Genomic DNA, 5,988 nt, shown 5'->3' on the forward strand with positions numbered 1-5,988 from the left:
GCTAATATACTAACAAATAGTACAAAATGAGCTACAATTTTTTTGTTTTTGTACTATTTATCATGTGGTTGAGCGTATTCTATGATAAAATACAAGATAAATTTATTTTTTATTGGCTAGCAAATTTATAGGTATTTACATAAGGTGTTTTTCTATTGATTACACTAAAAACTCTGTCTATAATTTTGCATCTTATATTGTTTAATACTAACATGCTATTTTTACCCTCATTTTTCTTTTTATTATAATATTCTTTGAGCTGTGGGTCGTATTTTATTGCAGCAAGGGCTCCCATTTGCAATAGCGATTTCATTTTTTTATCTGCCATATGATTTACTTTTGTACCGCCTCTGACACTGGAACCTGAACTATACTCGAATGGTGCTGTTCCAGAATAACACGCAAATTTTCTAGAATTATCAAATGCCTTAAAACCTTTTGTTGCAATAATAAAATACATTGCTGATTGTTGCCCAACTCCAGGAACACTCCGTATTAATTCAAATTGTTGTTTCAACTCGGAACTATTTTTAATAATTTCTTTCATTTTTGTTTCCAATTCTTTTAAACTGATTTTTAAAGATTTAATTGTTTTTGCATTTATAGCAGAAACAACTTTAAAGACATCATTTGTCATAAAATCTTTATTTTCTTTAGTTGTCCCAAATACAAGGAGCGTTTTAATAACCTTTTCTCTTTCAGTAAAAAGAAGTTTCAGTTGTTGGATTTCTTTTTCTGCAATTGCAGACAATTTTAATTTGTCAATATTTCTAACACTGTACCAAGCAATATCCTTTGCATCTGTTTTATCGTTTTTCCCTCTAGAGATCCCTTTGGATCTTTTGATTTCAATAGCAGGAACAATCCAATAGTCAAGTTTAAACTCTGAAAGACTTAAGCTTAACGGATAAGTATAAACTCCAGTGTTTTCGAAGCAAAAAAGTGTTTTATTTAAATCTATCTTCTTCTTTTTTAATTGACTTATAATTGATTTAACGCCTTTGGATGTGTTCTCAACTATAAAATGTTCTGACTTATTATTAGCAATATTTTCAATTAAAACAACATCTAATTTCAATTTTGAAATATCGATACCAACATAAAATAAATAATTTTTCATAATTTTGAATTGAGAGATTAAAAAATGTTGAAATTCTTTAGAACCTTTATTAGACCGCTATGTCTATTATTCTATTTGAAGCTATTCAACTGGGTTAAAGGGATGGCAGAGGACTAATACGCAAGATAAGTATCACTTAGTGAAGGATATAGTTCACCTCTGCTTTCCTTTAATAAAATTAACGATTTTCTTATAAAATCTTTATCGTAAATTTTTAAATAAATAATTTTACAAAGTAAAGGTGAAGGATGGAAGCGGCATCCTTTTATGGAGTTTACGGAATAAAAGATATAGCGTACAGCCTGACCCGGAGTTTTTACGCAGGGGCACGCCCACGATTTTAGGAGAAAACCTCTTTTAAAACATCGAGTGATTTTGGTTTTTTAAAGCCGTCTAAATGGAAACTATAGTAATCAATAAGGATTTTTAGAAGGATTTGGCGTTCTATGACATGGAAGATTTTTTGATTGTTGTCGAATTTTAAGTCAATCAGTTTTTTAAACAAATTACTTTCGTGTTCTGTGAGCGAACTGATGGCGTGAAAGGGTGTGAAAATACCTTCGGTCATTTCAAAAAAAGCCATATCCATATCTGAAGTATCGGGGTAAAATCCGAGATATTTGGTGGTTTCTAATAACAAAATTAGATGGAAATTAGCTATTTCATCGTGGTTGTCTAGCCAATGTAATGCGGTTTCTAAGAAAGTAAAAAGTGGTTCGTTTTCTTCCTCTTCGTGAATGGAATGGTGCAGCATCTCTGAAATGAACATCACCATGGTGCTCTTATAAATATCGGAATGGATGGAATGAAAAGCAGAGCTGATTTTTATCTCCTTAAAATTTTCTAAAGTGCCTTTGTTTTTATGAACGGCCTCAATTTCAAGAATAGTCAAAGGCTGAAAATAAGCCTTTTTTTGACTTGCTTTCCGACTCGAAAAAGCATCCCGAACAAAATATGATTTTAAACCGTGCGAAAGTGTAAAACATTTTACGATCAAGCTTTTCTCTTGAAATTTTAGTGATGAAAGAACAATAGCTTTGGTTTTGACTTGCACAATTTTAATTTAAAGATTGAAAAATGTAAAGATTGAAAAATTCATCTCTCTAAATTATCTAATTATCATTACTTTTTTAATGGTAGTTTCAACACCATCTTGTGCCGAAATAAAAATCATATAAACTCCAGATGCAACCTTGTATTTTCCAAAAGCGGTTGTGTCCCATTCTATTGTTCCGCCTTCGGAGGTAGTTTCATATACTAAGTTTCCGCCCACATCGGTAATTTTTACATTTGCTTTGTCTAATAATCCTGCAATTTTTACAGTTCCTTGAAAATCTGGCCGAACAGGATTAGGATATACATAAGCCTTACTTAAATCATCATTTGCAGTGGTAGAAACTCCCTTAAATGATATCATTCCCTTACTAGTAGCAATAAATACTTCGCCAGTTATCCCATTAATATCAATGTCATTAATAGTATTGCTGGGCAGCGGAGAATTGCTTGTTGTAAAATGGTATCTAGTTTCCTGACCATTTGGTGATACAAGAAACAATCCGGCATCAGCGGTTCCTATCCACTTATTATTAGCGCCATCTACAACAATGGATGTGATAAATTGCTCAAACAACAATTCTTGAGGCAGATTGTCATCAATGATAATAACAGGATTAGCTTTCAAGGGCGTATCTGAGAGGAAATTGTTCACGCTATTCAAAACCCTCAACCCTTTTGATGTTCCTATCCAGAGTTGGTTTCTAGTATCTATAGCTACAGTTCTTACGTTTGAAATGGGTAAATTTCCAGTATCGGCACCCACTGTCATTTTTTTAAAAGTGGTTCCGTTTTCATTGAATCCTACCACACCATCCTCACTTGTAGCCAGCCATTTTGTACCGTTTTTATCTATTACAATGGCGCCGTAATTATTCTCTTCGGGCACATCTAGAATTTTATCCATGGCATAGCTTTGCCATTGCCCATTGGTACGCAAAACTTTAAGCCCGTTTTTAATTCTACTATTGGTCACCCATAAATTCCCCGACTTGTCAAATGCGGTTGCATTGATACGTATATCAACATTATTAGGTCCTCCAAAAGTAAGCGACTCTAATCCGCTGTTGGTTTGATTGAATAAAATGGTTGGAACATCATTCTCAATTTTGAGAAGTCCTGAAAAAAAAGAACTCGCATACACTTGATTTTCGTTTATTGGATTCACAATTACTTTCCCTATAGTTTGCGCTCCTAATACCGATTCATAAGGGATATTGAGCCAGCCTTCTTTATTATATTTGCTAATGCCATAGCTATCCAACGGAAATGGATTGTAATCCCCTGCAAATTCCCCGTACACTGCCCATAGCACAGAAGGCGTGAGATCTACAGCGAAAATATTATTTCGTAATGGTCCCGAGGGTGTACTGTTTTCAAATACGGATGATCCATTAAGAGCGGTTGTAAATAATCCATTTTCTTGTGTGCCAATATATACCGTATCACCAATCACGGTAGCGCACGTAAAGGTGATGTTGGCCTCAGGAATCTGATTGGCGTTTAGTTCCCGAAGCAAAATCATTTGACTGTTATAAAAATATAGTGTGCTTGGAGTACTCACAACCATAATACCTGCTCCAACTCTCATATCTATTGCTGGCTGTGGCAATTGTGAAAATAGCACAAAAGTATTTGTAACTGCATTATACTTTTGGATTGCTCCTGTAGCATTGACAGCATACAATTCTTGATTAAGCGTTGTAACTCCTATCCAAGAGGCTGTTGTTAGTGTTTCCCACTGATTATAATCTATTAAATTTGGGTTTGAGGCTAAGGCTCTTCTTATCCCGCTGTAAGTAGCAGCATAAAAATATCCATTAAAAAGTGCCATTTGGTGTACCTTCATTTCTGTTCCGCCGTCGCCAATGAAATACGTGTCTCCAAATTGCATGGTTGATAAGTTAAACTGTACAATCCCAAAATCACAAGAGACGTAAAGTATTCCTTGATGTTCTAAGAAATGATTGATTTTTTTTATAGTAGGAGACAGTTTTTTATTGATAATGTCTACTATTCTCAATATACTTCCGTCCTGCTCATTGATCACTATGATAAGTCCGTTTTCATAACCCACTACAGTCTTGTTGAGCGCTGTGCTATGATATAACGTTGAAATGGTTTCTCCTGAGAGTCCATCAACCGTAGTAGTTGTTTTTATTATATTTGTGAGTGAATTTTTAGAGAACAAAGCGTTTTCTGAAGCTGCAAATACCGCATTTGCAGACTGAGAAATATCTTTAATTTCAGAATACGAAAAATACCCTTGCCAGGATAAGTCACTTTGGGCAAAACCCAAAAACATCCCTGTAAAAAGTAAAATAAGCGAAAAATACTTTTTCATCTTTTGTAGCACTATTGATTTACAAATATAAACAAACGAAAGTTAAGGCTATTTGTTACATAAAAAAACCTTCTACCGCATACACGATAGAAGGTTTATTATAATTTAAGCAGTGTATTATACCACTCCTTGTGCTAGCATTGCATCGGCAACTTTTACAAATCCAGCTATGTTTGCTCCTTTTACGTAGTTTACATATCCTTCTTCATCTGTACCATATTGCTTACATTGATTGTGAATTCCAACCATAATTTCTTTAAGTCTTGAATCAACCTCTTCACTAGTCCAGTTTAAACGGATTGAGTTTTGTGTCATTTCAAGTCCTGAAGCAGCTACTCCTCCAGCATTTGCAGCTTTTCCAGGTGCAAAAAGTACTTTAGCTTTCAAGAATTCTTTTATAGCTTCAAGAGTACATGGCATGTTTGCAGCTTCTGTTACACACATAACTCCGTTTGCAATTAAATTTTTTGCATCTTCTTCGTTCAACTCATTTTGAGTAGCACATGGAATTGCAACATCTACTTTCACTTCCCATACGCTTTTTCCTTTGTGGAATTCAGCATTTGGATATTTTTCTAAATACGCTTCAGCTCTGTTATCACCTCTTGCTCTCATTTCAAGCATGAAGTCAATTTTATCTCCTGAAATTCCTTCTTCATCATAAATATATCCATCAGGACCAGAAATAGTAACTACTTTTCCACCTAGATCATTTACTTTTAAAGCAACACCCCAAGCTACATTTCCAAATCCAGAAATAGAAACTCTTTTTCCTTTGATGTTTTGTCCGATAGTGTTTAACATTTGCTCCGCAAAATATACCACACCGTAACCAGTAGCTTCTGGTCTAATTAAAGATCCACCGTATGCTAATCCTTTACCAGTTAAAACACCAGTAAACTCATTTCTGATTCTTTTATATTGACCAAATAAATATCCTATTTCTCTGGCTCCTACACCAATATCACCAGCTGGAACGTCTAATTGCGGCCCTATGTGTCTGCACAATTCTGTCATAAACGATTGGCAAAAACGCATTACTTCAGCATCTGATTTTCCTTGTGGATCAAAGTCAGAACCTCCTTTTCCACCACCCATAGGTAATGTAGTCAAACTGTTTTTAAAAACTTGTTCGAATGCTAAAAACTTAAGTACTGATAAATTTACAGTATGGTGAAAACGAATTCCTCCTTTGTATGGACCAATGGCAGAGTTCATTTGAATTCTAAAACCTCTGTTTACTTGAATCTCTCCTTTATCATCAACCCAAGGAACTCTAAAAATAATAGAACGCTCTGGCTCAGTAATTCTAAGCAGTAAATTTTTTCCATCGTATTTTTTTTGCTCTGCAATAAATGGAATTACAGTTTCTGCAAATTCCCTAACAGCTTGAATAAATTCAGGTTCATTTGGATTCTTGGCCTCAACTTGAGCCATAAAATCATTTATTTTTAGTAACATAGTATATAAG

General features: G+C 34.4%; 4 protein-coding genes. All 4 read right to left on the reverse strand.

The window, feature by feature from the left end; genetic code table 11:
* Positions 1 to 109: 109 nt before the first annotated feature.
* The 4 genes from FPG59_RS13030 to gdhA all read right to left on the reverse strand — a co-directional run bounded on the left by FPG59_RS13030 (position 110) and on the right by gdhA (position 5,978).
* On the reverse strand, positions 110 to 1,120 hold the full coding sequence (locus FPG59_RS13030) for a transposase (RefSeq protein ID WP_086455023.1): 1,011 nt from the start codon (positions 1,118 to 1,120) through the stop codon (positions 110 to 112).
* 340 nt (positions 1,121 to 1,460) lie between these two features.
* A complete protein-coding gene (gene recO / locus FPG59_RS13035) occupies positions 1,461 to 2,174 on the reverse strand; it encodes a DNA repair protein RecO (protein WP_086455024.1) in 714 nt (237 codons plus the stop codon).
* Between the two features lie 54 nt (positions 2,175 to 2,228).
* A complete protein-coding gene (locus FPG59_RS13040; protein WP_086455025.1) occupies positions 2,229 to 4,517 on the reverse strand; it encodes a T9SS type A sorting domain-containing protein in 2,289 nt (762 codons plus the stop codon).
* A 117-nt stretch (positions 4,518 to 4,634) separates the two neighbouring features.
* Positions 4,635 to 5,978, reverse strand: coding sequence for an NADP-specific glutamate dehydrogenase (gene gdhA / locus FPG59_RS13045; protein WP_086455026.1), 1,344 nt, complete (start codon positions 5,976 to 5,978; stop codon positions 4,635 to 4,637).
* Positions 5,979 to 5,988: the final 10 nt, after the last annotated feature.

The sequence above is a fragment of the Flavobacterium sp. FPG59 genome (assembly GCF_002150205.1).
Taxonomy (GTDB): Bacteria; Bacteroidota; Bacteroidia; order Flavobacteriales; family Flavobacteriaceae; genus Flavobacterium.